Below are 24,172 nucleotides of genomic sequence, written 5' to 3'. Positions count from 1 at the left end.
GCTTAGACGCTGAGGGCGGCGCGCAATTGCGCTTCGAGCAGCCCGGCATCCAGCGCCTGGCCGATCAGCACCAGACGGGTCACCCGCGCTTCATCGGCGCCCCACTGCCGGTCGAAATGTTTGTCGAAGCGCGTGCCCACGCCCTGGATCAGCAAACGCATCGGCTTGCCAGGAATGGCCGCGAACCCCTTGACCCGTAGCACGCCGTGCTGGACCACCAACTGGGTCAGCGCGTCCAGCAGCAGGCTTTCGTCGGCCTGGGGCAGTTCGATGGAAATGGAGTCGAACGCGTCATGATCATGATCATCATCGTCGCCGTCATGGTGATGATCGTGATGGCTGTGGCGGCTATCGATGTGCTCCTCGGAGCCGGCGCCCAGGCCGATCAACACTTCCAAAGGCAAGCGGCCGCTGCTGGCTTCGATGACCTTGACCGCCGGCGGCAGTTCTTCGGCCACTTCCAGGCGCACCTTGGCCAGGTCTTCAGGGCTGATCAGGTCGGCTTTGTTGAGGATCACCAGGTCGGCGCTCGCCAGTTGATCGGCGAACAGCTCGTGCAGCGGTGATTCGTGGTCCAGGTTGGGGTCAAGTTTGCGCTGGGCGTCGACCTGGTCCGGGAACGCGGCGAACGTGCCGGCGGCCACGGCCGGGCTGTCGACCACGGTGATGACCGCATCGACGGTGCAGGCGCTGCGGATTTCCGGCCACTGGAAAGCCTGGACCAGCGGTTTGGGCAGGGCGAGGCCGGAGGTTTCGATAAGGATGTGATCGAGGTCACCGCGCCGCGCCACCAACTCGCGCATCACCGGGAAAAACTCTTCCTGCACGGTGCAGCACAGGCAACCGTTGGCCAGTTCATAGACGCGACCGTTGGCTTCTTCTTCGGTGCAGCCGATCGAGCACTGCTTGAGGATCTCGCCGTCGATACCCAGCTCGCCGAACTCATTGACGATCACGGCGATGCGGCGGCCCTGGGCGTTGTCGAGCATGTGCCGCAGCAAGGTGGTTTTACCCGAGCCGAGGAAGCCGGTGACGATGGTGACAGGGAGTTTGGCCAGTGTTTTCATCGGATGCCCTTTGGCAAGGTGGCGGGCAAACGGGACGACAACCCGCACGCATGGGCGCACGCGGAAGATTTCGCCACCGGATCACCCCGCCCGGTTGTAGTGAGAATCTGTGTCGAGGCAGGTCTCCTGGCTGACGGCGGGCCAGTCATTCGACTGGCAGTTACTGCGCCTTCCCGTGCACCCTTGGTCAAGAGCATGCACAGTGGCCTTGCAGAAACATCACCGTTCACAGTTGCGGGGGCAGCCGCGGCTTGGACCGCGTTCCCTTCTTAGCTTCGGCCAATGCCGAAGAACCTCGAAGGCGCAAGGCTACGCAGGGTGTGGGGGCGGGTCAATGTCCGCAGGTGAGTTCTGTGGTGTCTTGCGGGCCCTATCGCGAGCAGGCTCGCTCCCACAGTAAATCTCGCCGATCACAAAATTCATGTTCAACAAAGCTCAACTGTGGGAGCGAGCCRGCTCGCGATGGGCGCAACGGGTATCAGCCAATTGACGCCCCGCCCCCGCCCATGCTCTCCTGTGCGCCTAGTTACGGGTGCCCTTCACAGGGTGAAACGGGAAACCGGTGAATCGTGTGCTTTACTTCAAGGCCACGTCAGTCCGGTGCTGCCCCCGCAACGGTAAGCGAGAGAAGCGTCAGATCCACTGTGCCTCACGGCATGGGAAGGTGACGCTTGTCGGCCAGGCACAAGCCCTGCCCCTCGCGAGCCCGGAGACCGGCCCATGACTCATGCATCAACAAACCCGCGGTGGGCGGGCGCTGTTCGAACCTTGGCGGGCCTGCGCCCGGGGTTTCATTGCGCTCGCTTCACCCGATGACAAGAGACCATAGGGAAGCGCCATGTCGACCATCAGCAGCACCGCCCGTACCGCCAGCAGCTCCACGACCCTGAGCCAGCGCCTGAGCGCGGCGATTTTCGCCTCGATCCTCGGTGCAGGCCTGGTCTATTTCGCCGGTTTCTCCCACATCGAAGCGGTGCACAACGCGGCCCACGACACCCGCCACAGCGCCGCATTCCCGTGCCATTGAGACCTGACGACATGATCAAGCGTATCGCGCAAACCGCCGGTTTCAGCGGGTTGCTGGCCGCCCTGCTGCTAACCCTCCTCCAGAGTTTCTGGGTATCGCCGCTGATTCTGCAGGCCGAAACCTACGAAAGCGCACCGGCTACCGAGCACCATGAGCACGCCGCTGGGGCCGTTCACTCCCATGATGCCCAAGCGTGGGAGCCGGAAGACGGTTGGCAACGACTGCTCTCCACCACCGGCGGCAATCTGGTGGTCGCGGTGGGTTTCGCCCTGATGTTGGCGGGCTTGTACACCCTGCGGGCGCCGACTCGCACGTCCCAGGGATTGCTTTGGGGTTTGGCCGGTTATGCCACGTTTGTCCTGGCCCCCACCCTCGGCCTGCCACCGGAGCTGCCCGGCACGGCGGCGGCCGATCTGGCCCAGCGGCAGATGTGGTGGATCGGCACGGCAGCCTCCACTGCGGTAGGTATCGCCCTGATTGTCTTCGGCAGGCATTGGTTGCTCAAACTGTTGGGCGTGGCGACCTTGCTGGTGCCCCATGTCATCGGTGCGCCGCAGCCTGAGGTCCACTCGATGCTGGCGCCCGAAGCACTTGAAAGCCAGTTCAAGCTCGCCTCGCAAGTGACCAACGTTGCGTTCTGGCTGGCCTTGGGCCTGGTCAGCGCATGGTTGTTCCGGCGTGGCGACCAGGCTCAGCACGACGCATGAGCACCGGGCCGATCCTGGTGGTCGGCCTGGGCTGTCAACGCGGCTGCCCGGCCAGCACGCTGCGAGAACTGCTTGATCAGACTTTGCGGGCACACGGCATCGAGCTCTCTGAGGTTCGCGCCTTGGCCAGTATCGACCTCAAGCGTGACGAGCCGGGCCTGCTGGAGCTGGCCGAGCAACTGGAGTTGCCGCTGACCTGTTTCAATGCCGAGCAATTGTCCAGCTACCAGCAGCGGCTCAGTCACCGCTCCGAGATCGCTTTTGAACGCACCGGTTGCTATGGCATCGCCGAAAGCGCTGCCCTGGCCCTGGCCGACCGGTTGGGCGCGACACCTGCGACGCTGTTGATTCCTCGCCAAAAGACCCCAAGCGCCACACTGGCATTGGCGGTGACGTCGTAAAACCCGATAATTCGCGCCCTGGATCATGAGCGATCTTCATTCAAAGGGTCGCCGACTCACCTTTAGGAACCGGTCATGACCGTATATTTCATTGGCGCCGGCCCTGGCGACCCGGAACTGATCACTGTCAAAGGTCAGCGACTGATCCGCAGCTGCGCGCTGATCATCTACGCCGGCTCCCTGGTGCCCACAGCCGTGCTGGAAGGCCACAGCGCCGAACAGGTGGTCAACAGCGCCGAACTGCATCTGGAGCAGATTATCGAGCTGATCAAGGCCGCTCACTTCAAGGGCCAGGACGTGGCCAGGGTGCACTCCGGCGACCCGAGCCTGTATGGCGCCATTGGCGAGCAGATTCGGTGCCTGCGGGAACTGGACATCCCGTTCGAGATCATCCCCGGCGTGACCGCGACCTCCGCCTGCGCCGCCCTGCTGGGCGCCGAACTGACTTTGCCGGACGTGTCCCAAAGCCTGATCCTCACCCGCTACGCAGACAAAACCGCGATGCCCGCCGGCGAAGAACTGGGCAGCCTGGCGCAGCACGGGGCGAGCATGGCGATTCACTTGGGCGTCAATCATCTGGAAAAAATCGTCAGCGAACTGCTGCCCCACTACGGCGCGGATTGCCCGATTGCCGTGATTCACCGGGCGACATGGCCGGATCAGGATTGGGTGGTGGGTACGCTGGCTGACATTGCCGAAAAGGTCCAGGCCAAGGGCTTTCGACGCACGGCGCTGATCCTGGTGGGACGCGTGCTGGGTAATGATGTGTTCAGTGAGTCGTCGCTCTACCGCGCCGGGCACGCGCATCTCTACAGACCCTGAAAACACAACTTTAAGAGCGAGCTTGCTCCCACAGGGATTTGCGGCGATTAAAAAATCGAACATCACCGCCGCCCCAATGTGGGAGCGGGCTTGCTCGCGAAAGCGGTGGATCAGCTTGCGCGGATGTCGGATCCGCCCAAAAAAAACGGCGCTCACGGGCGCCGTTTTTTCTATCCGCAGCGAACACCTATCAGTAGTAGGCGTTTTCTTTCTGCGTGTGGTCGGTCACGTCGCGCACGCCCTTGAGCTCCGGGATACGCTCGAGCAAGGTGCGCTCGATGCCTTCCTTCAAGGTCACGTCGGCCTGGCCGCAGCCCTGGCAACCGCCGCCGAACTGGAGCACGGCGATGCCGTCTTCCACCACGTCGATCAGCGATACCTGGCCGCCGTGGCTGGCCAGCCCCGGGTTGATTTCGGTTTGCAGGTAATAATTGATGCGCTCGTTGACCGGGCTGTCGGCATTGACCATCGGCACCTTGGCGTTCGGCGCCTTGATGGTCAACTGGCCGCCCATGCGGTCGGTGGCATAGTCGACCACCGCGTCGTCCAGGAACGCTTCGCTGAACGAGTCGATGTACGCGGTGAAGCTCTTGAGCCCCAGCGCGGTGTCTTCAGGTTTCTCTTCCCCCGGCTTGCAGTAGGCAATGCAGGTTTCAGCGTACTGGGTGCCGGGCTGGGTGATGAAGATGCGGATCCCGATACCTGGGGTGTTCTGCTTGGACAGCAGGTCGGCCAGGTAATCGTGGGCGGCATCGGTAATGGTAATGGCGGTCATGGAAACTCCTCGCAGGCTTGTCGGCAGTTTACGCCAATCATCGCGCCGGACAAAGTCCTAGTATTTTTGTCAGGAAAGCGCCCGGATATCCTGGTCAGAGGTTCTGGTAGCGATTCATGTCCAGCACCCCACTTTCCAGCGGCTCCGTCTCCTGCAGGTAGTGGCTCAGGTCATGGAAGTACTGCCAGAACTGCGGGTGACTGCGCCGAATGCCCCAGCGCTCGACAATTCGCTCGAACGCCTGCCCGTCCCGGGCGCCCTCCATGGCGTCGACAAAGGCCGGCACTTGCTCGGCGGGGATGTTGAAGATGAAGTTCGGATAGCTGCTCAGCACACCCGGAAAGACCGTCAAGGTGTCCAGCCCCGGCTGGTATCGCAGCGCCTCGCCGAGCAAAAATGCCACGTTACTGTGAGCGCGGTTGCGCAGCAGACTGTAGACCTCACGGCGACCGCTGACGGTTTCGACGCGCAGCATGGTCGCTTCCGGCAACTGGTTGATGACGCTCAGGCCCGCCGCCGGTCTGGAAGCCAGGCGACTGAGGGCCTGTTCGGCGTTCTGTAAGGCCGGATCAATGTTCGGACGCGAGCAATAGGCGCCATTACACCGGTTGATCGGATCGGGCCGCGCGTTCAAGTCGCCATAACGAACCAGCAATTGCTGGACGAAATCGCGCTTGGGATCATCTTCGTCAAGCTTGAGAGCGGTGGGTTTATCGTCGTCGATAGCCTCGTAATCGAGCCACATCTTGAATTTTCCGCCCGACTGATACCAATCGTTGAGGTAGTCCTCGCGGGAATCGGCTGGCATCAGGCGCAGGAAGTTCTGCTCCGCACCGTTGCGAATCAGGTCGAAATACAGTCGCGTCTGGGCCTGGTGGGACACGTTGCCGAACACGTCGAAGTTCACCGCCAACTGATAATAAGTGCGCTCCAGCAATGGAAAGTCGAACAGCCACATCGTCTGTGGCACCTCGCCAATCAGGCCCTTGGTGACCGAAGCACTGTCGAAATGCCGGAAAATGCTCAGCAAGGCATTGTCGTTGCCGGCCCACAGCGTCGACCAACTGGGCGCAGGCAGGTCGGCGTAGTTGTCGCGACGCAAGGCTTCGTACTCGTTGCGCTTGTCCCGGTAGTCCAGCCACAGGCTCAGAACACTGCCCACGTCGTCATTCTGCCCCGGCATCGCCAGCAACGGCGTGGCCTGGCCGCGGTAATTGGGGTCGGTGATGTACAGATCATGTTCCGGGGCCTGGAACAACGCCCAGAAGTTGTCGCGAATCACGTCCGTGGCGATCTGGCCCCGGCAAACCGGGCCGCGGATAAATGTGCGCACGAAATACTCGGCGTTATCGAGCATGAACTGATAGCGGGCCTGGGCCGGGATCGCCTCGAAGGTGGAAAACGGGTTGGCCCGGCGCTCCGGGCCGTACCCTGGCAACGCAGTGACCTGCCATCTGCCGCTGTAGAACAGGCTCTTGATCCGCGCCATTTTCGCCGCGCTCAACCCGTAGGTGATGTGGGTCTTGTGCACGATCACCCCTTGTACCGGCCAGAGCCGGTAATACACACGGGTGCCTGGGTCATCGTTCGGGCGGCGGGTGTTGATCAGATCGATTGGCTGGCCGGTAGGCGTGCGCGAACGTACCCACTGGAAGAAATGCCCCGGCTCGCCATCCTTGAAATAGATGTGCGCCAGAAACCAGTGCTCAAACAACCACCGGCCCACTAGGCTTTCCCGGGCGCCGGGGGCGTTGAGCAGGTTTTCCCACTGCACCACCTGCAACGCTTCGGCGGCGCTCGGCGCCAGCGCTTGCTGATCGATGGGTGCACCCGCGGCCAGCCAGCGCTGCAAGGTCTGATATTGCTGGTCGGTCAGGCCAGTGACCGCCAGAGGCATGCCTTCCTTGGGATGCGCGGCGGCGTACTCGTCGAATTGCCCCGGCATCGGGCAGCTGTTGTCACGCTCAAGCCCAAGCACGATGTCCTGGGGCAGCTTGGCGTTGGGCTGCAACGGTGTGTTGTGGCCCAGTTCGAGCATCTGCGCCATCAGCGCGGCCTGACTGCCTTGAGCATCCAGCACGGAATAGAAGCCTTTGCGCTGCCAGGCCCGCTGGCCGGAGGCGTCATAGAACAAACGGGTGGGTTCGGCAGCCTGGCGTCGTTCACCGTCATAGACTGGCAGCTTGCTCGCGCCCCGGGACACGCCTTCGCCACTGCCCAGGTTCAATTGGCACGCAGAGTCATAGCAGGCGTGGCAGGCGACGCATTTTTCCGTGAAGATCGGCTGGATATCGCGAGTGTAGGAAATCGCCGGGGCGGGATCCTTTGCCACTGAGTGAAAAGACAACAGCAGCAACAGACTGCCGAATAAGACGCGGTACGGCATGTCTCGGGTCCTAAGAGATAATCCGGCGATTCTACCGGGCCGCCATCGCGATGCAAACATGAGCAGGATTCATGCAAAAGCCACCCATGATCAAATCCTGTACAGGTTTGCTATCATCCCCGCCTTCGTAATGGTCTTTTTCCAGGTAGTCCTATGTCCGATCGCAGCGCTCGCCTTTATCTTCTCCAGCAGGCCCTCAAGGAACGCATTCTGATCCTCGACGGCGGCATGGGCACGATGATCCAGAGCTACAAGCTTGAGGAACAGGACTATCGTGGCAAGCGTTTCGCCGACTGGCCGAGCGACGTCAAGGGCAACAATGATTTGTTGGTCCTGAGCCGTCCGGATGTGATCGGCGCCATCGAGAAGGCCTACCTGGATGCCGGTGCCGACATTCTGGAAACCAACACCTTCAACGCCACCCAGGTGTCCCAGGCCGACTACGGCATGCAGGGCCTGGCCTACGAGCTGAACCTGGAAGGCGCGCGCCTGGCCCGCAAGGTCGCCGACGCCAAGACCCTTGAAACACCGGACAAGCCGCGCTTCGTAGCCGGCGTGCTGGGCCCGACCAGCCGCACCTGCTCGCTGTCGCCAGACGTGAACAACCCCGGCTACCGCAACGTGACCTTCGACGAGCTGGTGGAGAATTACACCGAGGCCACCAAGGGCCTGATCGAAGGCGGCGCCGACCTGATCCTCATCGAAACCATTTTCGACACGCTCAATGCCAAGGCAGCGATTTTCGCCGTGCAAGGGGTGTATGAGGAATTAGGCGTCGAACTGCCGATCATGATCTCCGGCACCATCACCGACGCGTCCGGCCGCACCCTGTCCGGCCAGACCACCGAAGCCTTCTGGAACTCCGTCGCCCACGCCAAGCCGATCTCCGTTGGGTTGAACTGCGCCCTCGGTGCCAGCGAACTGCGCCCGTACCTCGAAGAACTGTCGAACAAGGCCAGCACCCACGTATCGGCGCACCCGAACGCCGGTCTGCCCAATGAATTCGGTGAATACGACGAACTGCCGGTGGACACCGCCAAAGTCATCGAAGAGTTTGCCCAAAGCGGCTTCCTGAACATCGTCGGCGGCTGCTGTGGCACCACCCCGGCGCACATCGAAGCCATCACCAAGGCCGTGGCCGGCTACGCACCGCGCCAGATTCCAGAGATCCCGCGGGCTTGCCGCCTGTCGGGCCTGGAACCGTTCACCATCGATCGCAGCTCCTTGTTCGTCAACGTCGGCGAGCGGACCAACATCACCGGTTCGGCCAAGTTCGCCCGCCTTATCCGCGAAGACAACTACACCGAAGCCCTGGAAGTGGCCCTGCAGCAGGTCGAGGCCGGCGCGCAGGTGATCGACATCAACATGGACGAGGGCATGCTCGATTCGAAGAAGGCCATGGTGACCTTCCTCAATCTGATTGCCGGCGAACCGGATATTTCCCGCGTGCCGATCATGATCGACTCCTCCAAGTGGGAAGTGATCGAAGCGGGCCTCAAGTGCATCCAGGGCAAGGGCATCGTCAACTCCATCAGCATGAAGGAAGGCGTCGAGCAGTTCATCCATCACGCCAAGTTGTGCAAACGCTACGGCGCCGCCGTGGTGGTGATGGCCTTCGACGAAGCTGGCCAGGCCGATACCGAAGCGCGCAAGAAGGAAATCTGCAAGCGCTCCTACGACATCCTGGTCAATGAAGTCGGCTTCCCGCCGGAAGACATCATCTTTGACCCGAACATCTTCGCCGTCGCCACCGGTATCGAAGAGCACAACAACTATGCCGTGGATTTCATCAACGCCTGCGCCTACATCCGCGACGAACTGCCTTATGCGCTGACCTCGGGTGGCGTGTCCAACGTGTCCTTCTCGTTCCGGGGCAACAACCCGGTGCGCGAGGCGATTCATTCGGTGTTCCTGCTCTATGCAATCCGCTCGGGCCTGACCATGGGCATCGTCAACGCCGGCCAACTGGAGATCTACGACCAGATCCCGGTGGAACTGCGCGACGCGGTGGAAGACGTGATCCTCAACCGCACGCCTGAAGGCACCGACGCCCTGCTCGCCATCGCCGACAAGTACAAGGGCGACGGCAGCGTCAAGGAAGCGGAAACCGAAGAGTGGCGTGGCTGGGAAGTGAACAAGCGCCTGGAACACGCGCTGGTCAAGGGCATCACCACGCACATCGTCGAAGACACCGAGGAATCGCGGCTGTCGTTCGCCCGGCCGATCGAAGTCATCGAAGGCCCGTTGATGGCCGGCATGAACATCGTCGGCGACCTGTTCGGCGCCGGCAAAATGTTCCTGCCCCAAGTGGTGAAGTCCGCCCGGGTGATGAAGCAGGCCGTGGCCCACCTGATTCCATTCATCGAGGCGGAAAAAGGCGACAAGCCAGAAGCCAAGGGCAAGATTCTCATGGCCACGGTCAAGGGCGACGTCCACGACATCGGCAAGAATATCGTCGGCGTGGTGCTCGGTTGCAACGGCTATGACGTGGTCGACCTGGGCGTGATGGTGCCGGCAGAGAAGATCCTGCAGGTGGCCAAGGAGCAGAAGTGCGACATCATCGGGCTGTCCGGCCTGATCACTCCGTCCCTGGACGAGATGGTGCATGTGGCCCGCGAGATGCAGCGCCAGGATTTCCACCTGCCCCTGATGATCGGTGGCGCCACGACCTCCAAGGCCCACACGGCAGTGAAAATCGAACCCAAGTACAGCAACGACGCGGTGATCTACGTCACCGACGCCTCGCGCGCCGTGGGCGTGGCCACCCAGTTGCTGTCCAAGGAACTCAAGCCGGCATTCGTCGAGAAAACCCGCCTGGAGTACATCGACGTTCGCGAGCGCACCGCCAACCGCAGCGCCCGTACCGAACGCCTGAGCTACCCGGCCGCCGTGGCGAAAAAACCGCAGTTCGACTGGAGCAGCTACCAGCCGGTCAAGCCGACCTTTACCGGCGCCAAGGTGCTGGACAACATTGACCTCAACGTCCTGGCCGAATACATCGACTGGACACCGTTCTTCATTTCCTGGGACCTGGCCGGCAAGTACCCGCGCATCCTCACCGACGAAGTGGTCGGGGAAGCGGCTACTGCCCTGTACGCCGATGCCCGGGCGATGCTGCGCAAGCTCATCGACGAGAAACTCATCAGCGCCCGCGCCGTGTTCGGCTTCTGGCCGGCCAACCAGGTGCATGACGACGATCTGGAAGTCTATGGCGAGGATGGCAAGCCACTGGCCCGCCTGCATCACCTGCGCCAGCAGATCATCAAGACCGATGGCAAGCCGAACTTCTCCCTGGCCGACTTCGTCGCGCCCAAGGACAGCGGTGTGACCGACTACGTGGGCGGCTTCATCACCACCGCCGGCATCGGCGCCGAAGAAGTCGCCAAGGCCTACCAGGAAGCCGGCGACGACTACAACTCGATCATGGTCAAGGCCCTGGCCGACCGCTTGGCCGAGGCCTGCGCCGAATGGCTGCACCAGCAGGTGCGCAAGGAACATTGGGGTTACGCCAAGGACGAAAGCCTGGACAACGACGCCCTGATCAAGGAGCAATACACCGGCATCCGCCCTGCCCCCGGTTACCCGGCCTGCCCGGATCACACCGAAAAGGCCACCTTGTTCCGCCTGCTCGACCCCGAGGCCAGCGAACTGAAGGCTGGACGCAGCGGCGTATTCCTCACCGAGCATTACGCCATGTTCCCGGCGGCAGCCGTCAGCGGCTGGTATTTCGCCCATCCCCAGGCGCAATACTTCGCCGTGGGCAAGATCGACAAGGATCAGGTCCAGAGCTATACCGCGCGCAAAGGCCAGGACTTGAGCGTGACTGAGCGCTGGTTGGCGCCGAATTTGGGTTACGACAACTAAGAGCCTTAATGGATCGCAGGCTCCTACAGGGTTTTGTGTATTGCTGTAGGGGCTGCCGCAGGTTGCGATCTTTTGTCTATGCTTGTTCCAAACCCATGGCAGACGAGGGATTTATGGACGATCCGATCGACAACAAGCCGCCGACCCTGTGGCAGATGGTGCACAGTGTGCTGGCTGCCGCCTTCGGCGTGCAGAGCGGCAAGAATCGCGCCCGTGACTTCACCCACGGCAAGCCGAGTCACTTCGTGGTATTGGGCATCGCCTTCACGGTGATCTTCGCCCTGACACTGTTTGGCATCGTCAAGCTGGTGGTGCATCTGGCGGGGTTGTAAATCTGTCTACGACACACATAACCCCCCTGTGGGAGCGAGCCTGCTCGCGATAGCGGTTTGTCAGTCACTTCATGATTGACTGAACCACCGCTATCGCGAGCAGGCTCGCTCCCACAGTTTTTTCACCACCGCTCTATTGGTGACTGACCCAGAACACCGCGGTGCCCACCACCAGGATAATCAAGAACAAAATGGCCCAGGCATCAACAGTACTGTCGCTTTTCCTTGCTTTGGTCGGATTGCTCATTGCATCGCCTCTTGTCGGTTTTGTAGGTGATTGCATAGGGACTCGACCACAGTTAAGACGATGATTGCCCGCACGACAAATGTGGGTTAGGCAATAATCAATCCCATTAGTCGATTTGGTTCTTTACATATACTCAAACATCACTTTTGCGCATAACTCAAAACAGGTATCTTGCACCGGCTCCTGTAGGAGTGCGCGGCCGTGCGCGCAGAATTGCCGAGGCAGAATCCGATTCCAGCGAGCCAACACGCAGCTGTTTCTGATCGGCCCAAGCCTGAGAACGAGACTTATATGTACGTATATGACGAGTACGATCAGCGGATCATCGAGGACCGCGTCAAGCAGTTCCGTGATCAGACCCGACGCTATCTGGCAGGCGAGCTGAGCGAAGAAGAATTCCGCCCTCTGCGTTTGCAGAATGGCCTGTATATCCAGCGCTTCGCCCCGATGCTGCGCGTAGCGGTGCCCTATGGCCAACTGACCTCGCGTCAGGTGCGCATGCTGGCCAAGATTGCCCGCGACTACGACAAAGGCTATGCCCACATCAGTACCCGCCAGAACGTCCAGTACAACTGGCCGGCCCTGGAAGATGTGCCCCAGATCCTGGCTGAACTGGCCACCGTGCAGATGCACGCGATCCAGACCAGCGGCAACTGCCTGCGCAACGTCACCACCGACCAGTTCGCCGGTGTCGCGGCCGATGAGTTGATCGACCCGCGCCCCTGGTGCGAGATCGTTCGCCAGTGGACCACCTTCCACCCGGAATTCGCCTACCTGCCGCGCAAGTTCAAGATCGCCATCAATGGCTCGACCTCGGACCGTGCGGCCATTGAAGTCCACGACATCGGCCTGGAGACGGTCTACAACGCCGCGGGCGAGCTGGGCTTCCGTGTGCTGGTGGGCGGCGGCCTGGGCCGTACGCCGGTGGTCGGCGCGTTCATCAACGAGTTCTTGCCATGGCAGGACCTGCTGAGCTACCTCGACGCCATCCTGCGGGTGTACAACCGCTACGGCCGTCGTGACAACAAGTACAAGGCGCGGATCAAGATCCTGGTCAAGGCCCTTACGCCAGAAGTGTTCGCCGAAAAGGTCGAGGCCGAAATGGCTCACCTGCGCGGCGGCCAGACCACCCTGACCGAAGCCGAAGTCCATCGCGTAGCCAAGCATTTCGTCGACCCGGACTACAAGGCCCTGAGCAACCAGGACGCCGAGCTGGCCGCGCTCGACAAAGAACATCCGGGCTTCGCCCGCTGGCGCACCCGCAACACCCTGGCCCACAAGAAGCCGGGCTACGTCGCGGTGACCCTGTCCCTGAAGCCGACCGGCGTCGCGCCGGGCGACATCACCGACAAGCAGCTGGACGCCGTGGCCGATCTGGCTGAGCGCTACAGCTTCGGTCAACTGCGCACCTCCCACGAACAGAACATCATCCTGGCGGACGTTGAACAGAGCCAGTTGTTCACCCTGTGGGGCGAGTTGCGCGAGCAAGGGTTCGCCACGCCGAACATCGGCCTGCTGACCGACATAATCTGCTGCCCGGGCGGCGATTTCTGCTCCCTGGCCAACGCCAAGTCGATCCCTATCGCCGAGTCGATCCAGCGTCGTTTCGACGACCTGGACTACCTGTTCGACATCGGCGAGCTGGACCTGAACATTTCCGGTTGCATGAACGCCTGTGGTCACCACCACGTCGGCCACATCGGCATCCTGGGCGTGGACAAGAAAGGCGAGGAGTTCTACCAGGTCTCCCTGGGCGGCAGCGGTAGCCGCGACGCCAGCCTGGGCAAGATCCTCGGCCCATCGTTTGCCCAGGACGACATGCCTGACGTGATCGAGAAGCTGATCGACGTTTACATCGAACAACGTACCGAAGACGAGCGTTTCATCGACACTTATCAACGTATCGGCATCGACCTCTTCAAGGAACGCGTCTATGCAGCGAATAATTAAGAACGACGAGGTTATCGACGAAACCTGGCACCTGCTGCCCAAGGACGCGACCCTCGATGGTATTTCCAACTGCGACGACCTGATCGTGCCCCTGGCCCTGTGGCGCGATCATGCTCACGCCCTCAAGGCCCGCGATGGCGGCCTGGGTGTGTGGCTGGACGCCGACGAAGAGGCGGAGGAAATCGGTGATGACGCCAATCAGTTCCAGGTCATCGCCCTGAACTTCCCGGCCTTCACCGACGGTCGCAGCTACTCCAACGCTCGCCTGCTGCGTGAGCGTTATGGCTTCAAGGGCGAATTGCGGGCGATTGGCGATGTGCTGCGCGACCAACTGTTCTACATGCGCCGTTGCGGTTTCGACGCCTTTGCCTTGCGCGCCGACAAGGACCCCTTTGAAGCCCTCGAAAGCCTCAAGGATTTCTCGGTGACCTACCAGGCTGCCACTGACGAACCGTTGCCGTTGTTTCGTCGTCGCTGAAACCTGATACAAAAAAAGCCCTGATCCGGGTGTTCCGGTTCAGGGCTTTTTTATGGATGGATGATTGGTGCGGAACCTGATCTTCAGCCCACCCTGAACCCAATGTGGGAGCGAGCCTGCTCGCGATAGCGGCTCGCCTGAGCAGGTGATGCTGGATGAACCACCGTCATCGCGAGCAGGCTCGCTCCCACAGTGTTAGCCGTTACCAGAACCGCTGCTGGGTCAGGCGGCTCCACCAACTGAGCAGCACCCGGTCCACCGAACCACTGGCCGCCATGCCAATACGCTCCTGCAAACTTTTGCGCTCGGCGTAGTGCAAGTGGTACAGCTCGGCACTCTTGGCTCGTTCGGCCAGGTATTCATCGCTGGTTTTCAGCTCGTCCACCAGGCGCTTGTCCAATGCTGCGACGCCCAGCCAGACTTCGCCAGTCGCCACTTCATCAATGGCCAGTTGCGGACGGTAGTTGGACACGAAGTTCTTGAACAACTCATGGGTGATGTCCAGGTCTTCCTGGAACTTCTCCCGACCCTTCTCGGTGTTTTCGCCAAACACCGTCAACGTGCGCTTGTATTCACCGGCCGTCAGCACTTCAAAATCGATGTCGTGCTTCTTCAGGAGACGGTTGACGTTTGGCAACTGGGCCACGACGCCGATGGAGCCAAGAATGGCAAAAGGCGCGCTGATGATCTTCTCGCCGATGCACGCCATCATGTAGCCGCCACTGGCCGCGACCTTGTCGATGCACACCGTCAGCGGCACGCCGGCCTGACGGATCCGGGCCAGTTGCGAGGAGGCCAGACCGTAGCTGTGGACCATGCCGCCACCGCTTTCCAGGCGCAACACCACTTCATCCTTCGGGGTCGCCAGGGTCAGCAATGCGGTGATTTCATGACGAAGGCTCTCGGTGGCCGAGGCTTTGATGTCACCGTCAAAATCCAGCACGAATACCCGAGGCTTGGCCGCCGGCTTGTCCTTGTGTTTCTTGGCGGCCTTTTCAGCCTTGCCTTCGGTCTTGCGCAGGGCCTTGAGCTGGTCTTTATCCAGCAGCGTCTGCTCCAGGCGCTCACGCAGTCCCTTGTAGAAGTCGTTGAGTTTGCTCACCTGCAACTGGCCGGCAGACTTGCGCCGGCCCTTGCTGCGCAGGGCAGCAAAACTGGCCAGCACCACCAGGATGGCGATCACCAGCGTCACGGTCTTGGCCAGGAAACTGGCGTATTCGATGAAAAACTCCACGATGGCTCCTAATAAATTCAAAACGCCGCTCAAGGGCGGGCACTCAACACGTTCAGCATACCCATGCGCCTGCGCCACGACCAGCCGTGAAACCTGTGGTTACCTTAACGGGAGCGCAGCTGGACAAGGCTGTAACAGGCATTTCAAACAAGCGTATGTTTTTTCATTGACAGCTCACCGCCATCCTCATAACCTCGCCAAACCTTCAACGTACCGGGATGACGCGGACGTGGGCAGTATCTATCTGATTCGACATGGCCAGGCCTCCTTTGGTGCGGACGACTACGATGTCCTTTCGCCAAACGGTGTACGCCAGGCGCAAGTGCTGGGCAGCCACCTGGCCGAACTGGGTGTCGTGTTCGATCGCTGCCTCTCGGGCGACCTGCGTCGCCAGCAGGATACCGCCACCGGTGCGCTGGGCCAGATGTCCGCCGCCGGGCTGCCGGTTCCCGGGCTGGAGATCGATTCGGCGTTCAATGAGTTCGATGCCGACGCGGTGATCCGCGCCCTGCTGCCGGACATGCTGCCCCAGGAACCCGAAGCCCTGTACATTCTGCGCAATGCCGCACAGAACCGCGCCGAGTTCCAGCGCATCTTCGCGTTGATCATCGAGCGCTGGCTCAGCGGCCAGTACGACCCGCCCGAACTGGAAAGCTGGCTGGGTTTCGTCGAACGCGTGCAGACCGGCCTGCAGCGCATTCTGGAGCAAGCCGACAATTCCCAGAAAATCGCCGTGTTCACTTCCGGCGGGACCATCACCGCCCTGCTCCACCTGATCACCCAGATGCCTGCGCGGCAGGCCTTCGAACTGAACTGGCAAATCGTCAACACCTCGCTCAACCACCTGAAATTCAGGGGCCGCGAGGTGGCCCTGGCTTCCTTCAACAGTCATGCCCACCTGCAACTGCTGAAGGCCCCGGACCTCATCACCTTTCGCTGAGTCCGGATCACTGTAGACCCTTGCTGTATAACCCAAATAAGGATCGAAACCATGACCTCCGTAGCCGACGCCGTACAAGCCATGAAAGCCAAGTTCAACCCTGCCGCCGCTGCCGGCCTGGACCTGGTATTTGGTTTCAACATCACCGACGAAGACAAGCAATACGCCCTGATCGTCAAGGATGGCACCTGTGAGCTGCAAGAAGGCGAAAATGAGAACGCCAACTGCACGCTGATCATGGACAGCGAAACCCTCAAGGGCATCGTCAGCGGCGATACCGACGGCATGCAAGCGTTCATGGGCGGCAAGCTGCGCGTCGAAGGCGACATGATGCTGTCGATGAAGCTGTCCGAATTGTTCCCGGCCTGAGTCTGCTTGCCCTTTCTACGGGCGCCCTGGCTGCAAACGAATCCCGCCTCTGTGGCGGGATTTGTGTTTTTACTTGAGCATTTCCACTGGCCGATCCATCGCTATCGCGAGCAGGCTCGCTCCCACAGGGGATCTGGAGCGACGCTCAATCCTCATCACCCGGAGCAATTGTGGGAGCGAGCCTGCTCGCGATAGCGCCGGTACATTCAGCAAAGGACCCTGCGGTAGTTCGCAGGTGTCGTACAATCCCCGCTTTCCCCGTATCGGCCTGACCATGGACATCGACCTCGCCCGCACCTTTCTGGAAATCGTCCGCCACGGCAGCCTCGCCGCCGCGGCCGACAAGCTGCACGTCACCCAGACGGCTATCACGGCGCGAGTCCAGAAGCTTGAAAGCCAGCTTGGCTGCGTGCTGTTTGTGCGCAACCGTGCCGGCGCGCGCCTGACTGCCGACGGTGAAACGTTCGTGGTGTATGCCAATCAACTGGTGCAGACCTGGGAAGCGGCCCGCCGAGACCTGCCCTTGCCCGAAGGCTTTCGCAACGTTTTGCACCTCGGTGGCGAGGTCAGTCTATGCAACCCCTTGATGCTCGCCTGGGCCGAGGAACTGCGCCATAAAATCCCCGGCCATGCCCTGCGCATGGACATCCGCGATGGCGAAAAACTGCTGCAACAACTGGAACTGGGCCTGCTGGATGCCGCCGTGGTGTATCAGCCCGAATACTGGCCGAGGCTGCAAGTGGAACAGTTGCTGGAAGAGAAACTGATCCTGGTGCGCCTGGCGACCCGTCCAGAGCCCTACGTGTACATCGACTGGAGTGCCGACTTCCGTCGTCAGCACGACACTGCGCTGCCGGACAAGGCCAAGGCGGCTGTGACCTTCAACCTCGGCCCCCTGGCCCTGCAGTACATCCTGGAGAACGGCGGCAGCGGCTACTTCCGGACCCGAGTGGTGCAAAGCTACCTGGACAGCGGCATCCTGGAGCGGGTGCCCAAGGCGCCGGAATTCAACTACCCGACTTACCTCGTGTACTCCAGGGATCGGGATTCGGCGGCGTTGCAGCAAGCGTTCGAAGTGCTGCGCCAGATCGTCACGACCGGCAGCGACTGGTCCCAGCGCTGGGACCCGCTGACCTGACGAGTCTGCCGAAAAAAGCCCTCCTGCAAGCAGAGGGCTCCTCACCGACAGCCCGGCCCTAGGACTATCCCTGCAAGTACTGCGCGATCTCGTCCTTGACCTGCAAACGTTTCTCCTTGAGCGTCTTCAGGGCAACATCGGACAGTGCCGCGGAGGACGGTTTCTCGGCGTCGACCACTTCGGCATCTATTTGGGAATACTTGAGAAGTAACGAGTCGAGCCTGGGATTCTCGCTGCGCTTTTGCTGGATGTCGTCTTTTGTGCAGTTGAGATCCTGGCACAAATCGTGGATCACCGGCATGGAACACCTCCTTTGGTAGAACGATGGCTAACGCCTTCTACGGCGCTCGTCGACTATCAGAATGGCCTCGCCGACGGGGTTCTGTCGACCGCCAATCCGACCAGCGGTGACCGTTCGTCGTACCGCACCGCTTTGCAATCAAACCTTTGTCCGCCCGCCGCTCTCCATTGAACAGGACGACACAAGTCCCTTGTACAACCTGTGTGGAGACTTACCTATGGACGGATTCAACCTGCGTCAACTCGGCCTGGCAGTTGCCTTGAGCACCAGTATGGGAATGGCTTGGGCCGCGACTTCCAGCGACTTCGTCGACAACGCGGCGGCCGGTGGTATCGCGGAAATCGAAACCAGCAAACTGGCCCTGGAAAAAAGCAGTTCGGCGGACGTCAAGGAATTCGCCAACATGATGATTTCCGACCACACCAAAGCTAACGAGGAGTTGATCTCGCTGGCGAAAAAACACGATATCGAAGTGCCGGACGAAACCACGCTGGTGAAAAAGGCCAAGGCCAAGATTCTCGATATGCGCGAGGAATCGTTTGATGCGGCCTACGCCAACAACCAGGTGATGGCCCACGAAGAAACCATTGCCCTGTTCAAGAAAGAAGCCGAGACCGTCACTGACGACAAGAAGCCCGGCAACACCGAGCTGAAGGCGTTCGCGCAAAAAATGCTTCCAGACTTGGAAAAACATCTGGAAATGGCCAAGAAACTCCAGGCCGCTCATCCAAGTAAATAGCAGAGAATGTAAAAAAAGCCCGATCATAACGTAGGGTTTAACGAGATCATCAGCCTGACCGAGAAGCCCTGCTGGTTTAATCTGGCAGGGCATTCTTGGTTTCAAACGTGAGGACCTCTCAGCATACCGAAATGTCTCTGAGCAACTTCGAGAAGCGCCCCCTTGATATTTTACTTCACCAAAAAGAGAGTATTAGTCCTGCCCCAGTGAGGAGTTGCTCTCTTTGCCATACGCCGTTATTAAGGTTATTGAGTTATGGGGCTGACATTGGCCGCTGGGCTAAGAAAATCAATGTGATAACCACTAGAGCCATCTCCGATAGCCAAGTGAACACCGCCGACACCCTCATTCAATTGCGAGTTCATCTTGTAATCTATAAGAGGCGCTATTTCATCGTTGACACCGATGGCGAATTCGGTTAATTCGAGACCTCGAGTTCCTGCGGCCATTTTCAAGACTTCTATATATTCACCATTACCAGTTCGTAGAGACGTTACCTTATTCTCCACGACAGTCAGCAATCCTCCGTTCTCAGAAAGGGTATCAGATAGCTGCTGAAGTTTCATTTTCATATCTTCGGGCAACATCGGATTAGGCTTTCTCAGGACAGTCAGAATTCCAGAAATATTTAGCTCCCCACTAAAAAAAAATGGGCAGGGTTCTTGAGGCTTCATGTGAGCATAATGAACTTCGAAAAATTCGGCGACGGAATGTATGAAATCGCCAGAGACATCCTCGGCAATCAGCGCATAAGGCTCTGCCTTGGGCAATAGAGTAACGCGCCCGCAAGAACCGTTGCCTGTAACTGAAAACAAATCATAAGAATTAAGCATATTTAATACGGCGCGCTGTTTTTTCAGCGCCTTCTTGAAATCGCTATTTAGCAATAAATTCAGACTATAACTTGCACAACTCAGGGAGGGCTCGAAAACTTGTGCAGCACAAAAAACACTTCTCTTTCTGGGTGTGGCTTGCGCAATCTCTAATGTGAGTTTGGCGGCACTGTTGCTGAAGGAGAAAATTATGCTATTGCGAGGCAGAGCTTCGACCTTGGTGATATGCGCAGTTTTTAGCCCTTGATTAGAACACTTGTTAAGAAATTGCTCTGAATCGGCGACAACCCAGAATTCCTCAGCGCCAAAAAGTGTATGGATATTTGTCATGGACGACATAAAGTAGCTCCTTATGAAAAAGGGTGGCTGATCCATGCCACCCTTCTGAATCAAACGATATCAATCACCCATATAGGCCCAAGCCAATGGAGCCCACCCAAAATTTTCTGGACCTGAGGTAATACGATTAAGTTTTTCCTGAATTACTTTCTGCTTCTTCATGATTTCACCTTTACCTTATTTTCCCCCTTGCGGCTCAAGGGGGTGGTCGTATTAGCTCAAATTCATGCTGATTTTTAAATGATTTTTTGATCGCTTTTTAGAACCAATACTTCTACTGAGAATAGCAGAAAATAAAAATAGATTATTTATGTAGGAAGCATCTGTAGCTGAGTTCTGAAAACACCAAAATCCGCCTTATTAAGTTGTTTGTTTGGTCTAGTGTTGATAGGTTTTTCCTCCGACTGTTCAAGCCGTAGCAAACACTGATTCAAAGGGGCCAATAATGGGTGTTACCAAGAAATACCTGACTGACGTCGCGCTTCAGCAGGCGTTATCCATTACAGATCTGACTGAGGCGCACTCGCCCACACATGCAGTCCGCCTGATCATGAACGAAATAATTGAAGGGCTGGTCAGTGCTGGGTGGCCGCAGGCTCTAATACAGACCGGCCCACGAATCGTATCCGCCGAAGAGAACTACGGACTGCTCGGTTATGACCCGGCAGAAATCACTCTAGGCAGCGAACACACCCGGTGGATAGACGAACATTCACTGTTGCGTACACAAACCACTAGCCAGATTCCAATTGTGCTGCAACGTTCGGCTCAGGAACGCAAGCCTGGAGAGGTCATTTTGCTGGCCGCTCCGGGCATCACGTTCCGCCGCGACAGTCGTGATCGTTGGCACTGCGCCGAGCCACATCAGATGGACATATGGGTGCTGGGTGAACCCGAGCTCTCGGCGCGCGGACACCTTTTGCGCTTGGTCGGCGATATCCTTGGGGTCGCCGTCCCCGATAAACCTTGGGTTTACAGCGACAGTCCGCATCATTACACCGAAGGTGGCATTGAGGTGAATGTGATAAACGATGGTTCTGCTGTCGAAGTGCTGGAGTGTGGGCTTATTGCCACTTCGTTATTGCAACGGCTGGGAATCGATGCGCAGCGCCATGGCGGTCTGGCGTTGGGGATGGGGCTGGACCGGTTGACTATGCTACGAAAGGGAATCCCGGATATTCGCCTGTTGCGTGACCCTAATGAGCGAGTTCAGGCCCAGATGCAAGATTTACGTCCTTGGAGTACGGTTTCGCGTTTGCCTTCAATTACTCGGGACATTTCAGTGGCCGTGACTCCGGGTTTGAGTGAGGAAGTACTGACTGAGAAAATGCTCCAGGCGGCTGGCGACTGCTCTGGTTGGATTGAGGAGATGCAAGTCAAAGGTCGTTGGACTTCGTCTGAATTACCACCACAAGCCATCGAGCGACTCGGGCTGTTACCCGGCCAGGAAAATGCTCTGTTGCGCGTCGTATTGCGGGATTGCTCGCGGTCAATCACGACTGCCGAGGCCAATGCATTGTATGAAAAAATCCAGTCGGCATTACATGAAGGCAAGCCGGGGGCTGGGTATCGGATGGACCTGTCGCCTCACTCATCCACTCAATAGATGCGCCAGCCACCCAACGGCGTCGTGAAATCCGAAAGCCCAGCTTCAAGAAAAGAAGCAGGGCTCATTGGCTAACCGCCATCCGTATCGATATCGGCGTCAGTGCTCTCACCGGATTCCGGGCGGTCCGGGTCAGGCTTGAAGCCAGGGCTGAAGGTGTTGTCGTTGTCCTGGTGGTGATTTTTTTGATCGACTTCGCTGTCGGCGCTTTGGGCCTTGCCTGCCCCAGCCGGGCTGACTGGCTGGGTGCCAGCGGGCTCAGGGGAAACCTGAGGATCGATCGCCGGATCATTGCGCGGTGACGGGGCCTGCGTCTGGCCTTGTTGCTGGGTGTTTGCAGGATCTTGGTTCATAGGCACCTCATTCATGACAGGCCGGATTGATGACCGGTCATGGTCATTTGAAGGTGGCATGGCGGCTTCGGTTCCATTTGTTTAGCGCGCCGCGATCAACTGCCCAACACAGTCCTCACCATGGTGATCAAGGCATCCGGGCCGTAAGGTTTGCTCAGCAGATGGGTATCGGGGCTCAACTGGTGGTTGCGGGAGATGATGTCCCGGGTGTGGCCCGAGGTGAACAGTATGGGCATAGGCGGAGTCTGTACCCTGGCCCAGGCCGCCAGGTCAGAGCTCTTGATCAGGCCAGGCATGACCACATCGGTAAAAATCAGATCCACCGAGGCACCTTCGAGCAAAAGCGCCATGGCCGCATCAGCGTTGGCGGCCGTGAGGGTCCGATAACCGGACTGTTCCAGCAGCTCCACCGACGCGCTGCGCACCTCTTCGTTATCCTCCACCACCAGAATCGTCTCTTGCCCACCGGTCAGAAGCGGGCTGTGTGGGGCCTCTTCACCTGTTTCAGGTTGCCGACTGCGGGGGAAATACATCTGCGCTCGCGTGCCCTCTCCCACGTCACTGGTAATCTCGATATGCCCGCCACTTTGCTTGACGAACCCGAACACCATGCTCAACCCAAGCCCGGTGCCCTGGCCGTCAGTCTTGGTGGTGAAAAACGGCTCGAACACATGGTCCAGGACATCGGGTGGCATGCCCGCGCCGCGGTCGATCACCGACAGGCGCACATAGTCACCGGCCGGAATGTCTTTACCGGCGCAGGACGATTCGTCGAGCACGATGTTTTCGCCGATCAGGCCGATGGTGCCCTCACCACACATGGCATCGCGGGCATTGATCGCCAGGTTCAGCAAAGCGTTTTCAAGCTGATTGCGATCGACGTGGATGCACCAGGGCTCGGCGGGCAAGGTCACTTCGATCTGGATGGTTTCGCCCAAGGCCCGCTGCAACAATTCGCCCAGACCGTCGAAGATTCGTCGTGGGTTGTAGACCGCCGGTGACAACGGTTGGCGGCGGGCAAACGCCAGCAATTGCGAGGACAGTTTGGCGCCCCGTTCCACCGCTTCGATGGAGGCACTGACCCGCCGCTGCACATTGGCGTTGTGCGGTTCGTGGCGAGCCAACAGGTGCAGGTTGCCGGCGATCACCTGCAGCAAGTTGTTGAAGTCATGAGCCACACCGCCGGTGAGTCCGCCAATGGCTTCGAGTTTCTGCGACTGGCGCAACTGCTCTTCGGCCGTCAACCGCGCATGCACTTCCTCGGCGACACGCTGCTCCAGATCACGGGTGAACTTGAGCAGCGATGCTTCAGCCGCCTTGCGTTCGTTGATATCAATCAGCACACCGGGGAAACGCAACGGCCGGCCCAACGTATCGAATTCACATCGGCCGCTGGCCAGCACCCACAGGTAATCACCGCCGAGTCGACGCACCCGATACTCAGCGTTGTAGGGGGTTCCGGTACGCAAGGTCAGTTCGACCCGCCGGTTCACCTCCTCCAGATCATCGGGGTGGATGTTCTGGCGGGCAATCTCGACAGGCAGTGCATCCAGAGGCGTGTCTGGCGGGTAATTGAACGTGCGGGAAAAACGCTCATCGCCGGAAAGTGTGTCGTTCTGGATATCCCAGACAAACGACCCCAGCAGTGGCCCGGCCGAGAGGGCCAACTGAATGCGCTCGTTGACGGCGCGGTAGCTGCGTTCGGCCTCCTGGCGGGCACGCTCGGTCAGCACAAGCTCGGTGGTTTCCACGACGATCGCCAAAACGCCGCCCGGAGACTGATCATCGTCGGGCACCGGGCTGTAATAAAGGTCCATCCAGACATCTTCGGGCTTGCCATTGCGTAGCAGTACCAGCTCTTTGCTGCGATAGGACAAGGTGCCACCGGCCAGGCAGACATCCAGTACGTGACGATTGAATTCGGCCACTTCCGGCCAGCCCAACTCTACCGCGCAGCCCAGCAGGTACGGATGGCGCCCGCCGGCGAACTCGGCATAAGCATCGTTGTAGATCATGAAGCCCTGACGGCCCCACAACATGACCATCGGCAAAGGCGACGCCAGCAGCACCTGGACTGCGCTGCGCAGACTGGCGGACCAGTGCTCGATGGCACCCAGTTCGGTCTGGCTCCAATCGAACGACCGGATACGCCCGGCCATTTCACCGCCCCAACCGGGGCATCCATGATTCTGGGATAAGAACTGCATGAGTCGATTCTGAACCTCGAAAATGCCAGCAGGGAATCGGCATACCACAAGTCCCTT

Annotated in this window: 21 protein-coding genes and 2 riboswitches; of the genes, 13 read left to right on the top strand and 8 right to left on the bottom strand. The window is 59.5% G+C overall.

What is annotated here, in order from left to right; translation table 11 throughout:
- Nucleotides 1-2: 2 nt before the first annotated feature.
- The gene (cobW, locus tag CRX69_RS19695; RefSeq protein ID WP_047227829.1) at nt 3-1,067 is read right to left on the bottom strand and encodes a cobalamin biosynthesis protein CobW; all 1,065 of its coding nucleotides are present in this window, start codon (nt 1,065-1,067) and stop codon (nt 3-5) included.
- A 99-nt stretch (nt 1,068-1,166) separates the two neighbouring features.
- Nucleotides 1,167-1,380, bottom strand: a riboswitch (cobalamin riboswitch).
- 200 nt (nt 1,381-1,580) lie between these two features.
- A riboswitch (cobalamin riboswitch) is annotated at nt 1,581-1,803 on the top strand.
- Nucleotides 1,804-1,905: 102 nt separating this feature from the next.
- Between cobW and CRX69_RS19690 the strand changes: the two genes are divergently transcribed.
- From CRX69_RS19690 to cobM, 4 genes are all read left to right on the top strand, one after another.
- Nucleotides 1,906-2,094, top strand: coding sequence for a CbtB domain-containing protein (locus CRX69_RS19690; RefSeq protein WP_047227828.1), 189 nt, complete (start codon nt 1,906-1,908; stop codon nt 2,092-2,094).
- 11 nt (nt 2,095-2,105) lie between these two features.
- Nucleotides 2,106-2,801, top strand: a complete 696-nt coding sequence (locus CRX69_RS19685; RefSeq protein ID WP_047227827.1) for a CbtA family protein — start codon at nt 2,106-2,108, stop codon at nt 2,799-2,801.
- Entirely contained in the window at nt 2,798-3,202 is a 405-nt protein-coding gene (locus CRX69_RS19680; RefSeq protein ID WP_076384038.1) for a cobalamin biosynthesis protein, read from the top strand. The genes CRX69_RS19685 and CRX69_RS19680 overlap by 4 nt, the downstream gene beginning before the upstream one ends.
- A 75-nt stretch (nt 3,203-3,277) precedes the next feature.
- A complete protein-coding gene (cobM, locus tag CRX69_RS19675) occupies nt 3,278-4,024 on the top strand; it encodes a precorrin-4 C(11)-methyltransferase (protein ID WP_107322653.1) in 747 nt (248 codons plus the stop codon).
- A gap of 190 nt (nt 4,025-4,214) precedes the next feature.
- Here the strand turns inward: cobM and nfuA are convergent, their stop codons facing one another.
- Nucleotides 4,215-4,799, bottom strand: coding sequence for a Fe-S biogenesis protein NfuA (nfuA, locus tag CRX69_RS19670; RefSeq protein ID WP_003182850.1), 585 nt, complete (start codon nt 4,797-4,799; stop codon nt 4,215-4,217).
- Nucleotides 4,800-4,893: 94 nt separating this feature from the next.
- Nucleotides 4,894-7,185: a fatty acid cis/trans isomerase gene (locus CRX69_RS19665; protein WP_107322652.1), complete on the bottom strand. Its 2,292-nt coding sequence runs from the start codon at nt 7,183-7,185 to the stop codon at nt 4,894-4,896.
- Between the two features lie 153 nt (nt 7,186-7,338).
- On the opposite strand from CRX69_RS19665, the gene metH reads away from it, so the two are divergent.
- The 4 genes from metH to CRX69_RS19645 all read left to right on the top strand — a co-directional run bounded on the left by metH (nt 7,339) and on the right by CRX69_RS19645 (nt 14,056).
- Entirely contained in the window at nt 7,339-11,049 is a 3,711-nt protein-coding gene (gene metH / locus CRX69_RS19660; RefSeq protein WP_107322651.1) for a methionine synthase, read from the top strand.
- A 113-nt stretch (nt 11,050-11,162) separates the two neighbouring features.
- The gene (locus CRX69_RS19655; RefSeq protein WP_047227822.1) at nt 11,163-11,381 is read left to right on the top strand and encodes a DUF2970 domain-containing protein; all 219 of its coding nucleotides are present in this window, start codon (nt 11,163-11,165) and stop codon (nt 11,379-11,381) included.
- A gap of 538 nt (nt 11,382-11,919) precedes the next feature.
- On the top strand, nt 11,920-13,578 hold the full coding sequence (locus CRX69_RS19650; protein WP_047227821.1) for a nitrite/sulfite reductase: 1,659 nt from the start codon (nt 11,920-11,922) through the stop codon (nt 13,576-13,578).
- Entirely contained in the window at nt 13,562-14,056 is a 495-nt protein-coding gene (locus CRX69_RS19645; RefSeq protein WP_047227820.1) for a DUF934 domain-containing protein, read from the top strand. Before CRX69_RS19650 ends, CRX69_RS19645 begins: the two co-directional genes overlap by 17 nt.
- A gap of 202 nt (nt 14,057-14,258) precedes the next feature.
- Here the strand turns inward: CRX69_RS19645 and sohB are convergent, their stop codons facing one another.
- Nucleotides 14,259-15,290: a protease SohB gene (gene sohB / locus CRX69_RS19640; RefSeq protein ID WP_047227819.1), complete on the bottom strand. Its 1,032-nt coding sequence runs from the start codon at nt 15,288-15,290 to the stop codon at nt 14,259-14,261.
- 229 nt (nt 15,291-15,519) lie between these two features.
- On the opposite strand from sohB, the gene CRX69_RS19635 reads away from it, so the two are divergent.
- From CRX69_RS19635 to CRX69_RS19625, 3 genes are all read left to right on the top strand, one after another.
- Nucleotides 15,520-16,230 carry a histidine phosphatase family protein gene (locus CRX69_RS19635; RefSeq protein WP_047227818.1) on the top strand — a complete coding sequence of 237 codons (711 nt, stop codon included), beginning with the start codon at nt 15,520-15,522 and terminating at the stop codon, nt 16,228-16,230.
- 51 nt (nt 16,231-16,281) lie between these two features.
- On the top strand, nt 16,282-16,599 hold the full coding sequence (locus CRX69_RS19630; protein ID WP_076384034.1) for an SCP2 sterol-binding domain-containing protein: 318 nt from the start codon (nt 16,282-16,284) through the stop codon (nt 16,597-16,599).
- Between the two features lie 274 nt (nt 16,600-16,873).
- Nucleotides 16,874-17,737, top strand: a complete 864-nt coding sequence (locus CRX69_RS19625; RefSeq protein ID WP_047227886.1) for a LysR family transcriptional regulator — start codon at nt 16,874-16,876, stop codon at nt 17,735-17,737.
- A gap of 64 nt (nt 17,738-17,801) precedes the next feature.
- Here the strand turns inward: CRX69_RS19625 and CRX69_RS19620 are convergent, their stop codons facing one another.
- On the bottom strand, nt 17,802-18,038 hold the full coding sequence (locus tag CRX69_RS19620; RefSeq protein WP_047227816.1) for an HP1242/YdcH family protein: 237 nt from the start codon (nt 18,036-18,038) through the stop codon (nt 17,802-17,804).
- Nucleotides 18,039-18,255: 217 nt separating this feature from the next.
- Here CRX69_RS19620 and CRX69_RS19615 point away from each other — a divergent pair, with 217 nt between their 5' ends.
- A complete protein-coding gene (locus CRX69_RS19615) occupies nt 18,256-18,777 on the top strand; it encodes a DUF4142 domain-containing protein (RefSeq protein WP_047227815.1) in 522 nt (173 codons plus the stop codon).
- A gap of 245 nt (nt 18,778-19,022) precedes the next feature.
- Here the strand turns inward: CRX69_RS19615 and CRX69_RS19610 are convergent, their stop codons facing one another.
- Nucleotides 19,023-19,949: a CgnE/CgnB domain-containing protein gene (locus CRX69_RS19610; RefSeq protein ID WP_107322650.1), complete on the bottom strand. Its 927-nt coding sequence runs from the start codon at nt 19,947-19,949 to the stop codon at nt 19,023-19,025.
- 445 nt (nt 19,950-20,394) lie between these two features.
- On the opposite strand from CRX69_RS19610, the gene srmL reads away from it, so the two are divergent.
- Nucleotides 20,395-21,555: a PheS-related mystery ligase SrmL gene (gene srmL, locus CRX69_RS19605; RefSeq protein WP_107322649.1), complete on the top strand. Its 1,161-nt coding sequence runs from the start codon at nt 20,395-20,397 to the stop codon at nt 21,553-21,555.
- A gap of 71 nt (nt 21,556-21,626) precedes the next feature.
- On the opposite strand, the gene CRX69_RS19600 is transcribed toward srmL, so the two are convergent.
- Both CRX69_RS19600 and CRX69_RS19595 read right to left on the bottom strand, forming a co-directional pair.
- Nucleotides 21,627-21,908 carry a hypothetical protein gene (locus CRX69_RS19600; protein ID WP_047227813.1) on the bottom strand — a complete coding sequence of 94 codons (282 nt, stop codon included), beginning with the start codon at nt 21,906-21,908 and terminating at the stop codon, nt 21,627-21,629.
- A 95-nt stretch (nt 21,909-22,003) separates the two neighbouring features.
- The gene (locus CRX69_RS19595; protein ID WP_107322648.1) at nt 22,004-24,115 is read right to left on the bottom strand and encodes a hybrid sensor histidine kinase/response regulator; all 2,112 of its coding nucleotides are present in this window, start codon (nt 24,113-24,115) and stop codon (nt 22,004-22,006) included.
- Nucleotides 24,116-24,172: the final 57 nt, after the last annotated feature.

The organism is Pseudomonas rhizophila (assembly GCF_003033885.1).
Lineage (GTDB): Bacteria > Pseudomonadota > Gammaproteobacteria > Pseudomonadales > Pseudomonadaceae > Aquipseudomonas > Aquipseudomonas rhizophila.
This window is presented reverse-complemented; position numbering and strand designations above follow the sequence as displayed.